At 61.0% G+C, this 863-nt stretch carries 2 protein-coding genes; both read right to left on the bottom strand.

Annotated features, from left to right (window positions below; translation table 11 throughout):
• Nucleotides 1-94: 94 nt before the first annotated feature.
• Entirely contained in the window at nt 95-274 is a 180-nt protein-coding gene (locus PMI09_RS10385; RefSeq protein WP_007792536.1) for a DUF736 family protein, read from the bottom strand.
• Nucleotides 275-415: 141 nt separating this feature from the next.
• Complete coding sequence (locus PMI09_RS10380) at nt 416-739, bottom strand: DUF736 domain-containing protein (RefSeq protein WP_007792533.1); 324 nt, start codon at nt 737-739, stop codon at nt 416-418.
• Nucleotides 740-863: the final 124 nt, after the last annotated feature.

Below are 863 nucleotides of genomic sequence, written 5' to 3'. Positions count from 1 at the left end.
GCTCCGCTCAAAGCGGGGCGCCCAGTTCTTCCCCCTCGCAATTATGCGGAGCATAATCCGCCGCAACCGCCGGCAAATCCAGACTTCAGCGACCTTAACTCCGCATAATCCCGCTCTCTGCATAATCGACATTGCCGGCGAGAACCCGGAAGTCACGAGCGTCTTTTGACGCGCGTTCGACGTAGACGATCTTGGCTTTGACGTTGAGGTTGAGTGTCTTGATGGTGCAGGAGAAGCCGTTTTCGGATGCGGTGAAAGAGCCGATGGTTGCCATTGTCTTGTTCCTTTTCAGTTGCTCGGGGCCGCGCCCATCGCGGCCTTATATGATGAGCCACTCGTCAAGCTGCTGTTTGGAGCTACGGGTGGGTGGTTTTCCGTGACGCCCCGCAGGTGCGGGGCGTCACAGCCAGAGCGGTCAGTCGCCAGAACGGCGGGCCGGCCGCGACCAGATGAGGCTGAAGCTCTTGCCATCTTCGTCCTCCACGAGGTTGGCGTAGAGCGGAGCGGTGAAGCTCGGGTCGTCGAGCTTGAGACCAAGGTAGTTGCGGCCCTCGTTGGACTGCTTGGACCAGGCGGCTCCGATTTCGATCCGGCCGACGAAGACGCGGTGGCTGGGAGCATTTTCGCCGCTGGAGCGTGTATCGGAAACGATGCGGACGTTTTTGGCCTGGAGGGAAAGGGTGACGATTTCGCCACTGAAGTCGTTGCCGGATTGTTGGAAGGTTCCGATGGTAGCCATTGTCGTTCTCCTGACTGGGTTACCGAAGCCGCCCCATGCGGCCTCGACAGCGGTCGTAAGGCGCCGATCGGGCCGACTGCATCCCAGCGGGACCGCAGCTTGAGCGCAGGACGGCGAAGGCCGA

Origin of the sequence: Rhizobium sp. CF122, assembly GCF_000282035.1 — a bacterium.
Classification (GTDB): Bacteria; Pseudomonadota; Alphaproteobacteria; order Rhizobiales; family Rhizobiaceae; genus Rhizobium.
Note: the sequence above shows the minus strand (reverse complement) of the source record. Positions and strands in the feature narration are given on the sequence as shown.

Coding starts and splice junctions, on each gene's coding strand:
- PMI09_RS10380 (WP_007792533.1), bottom strand. CDS start 739: ATGGCTACCATCGGAACCTTCCAACAATCCGGCAACGACTTCAGTGGC.
- PMI09_RS10385 (WP_007792536.1), bottom strand. CDS start 274: ATGGCAACCATCGGCTCTTTCACCGCATCCGAAAACGGCTTCTCCTGC.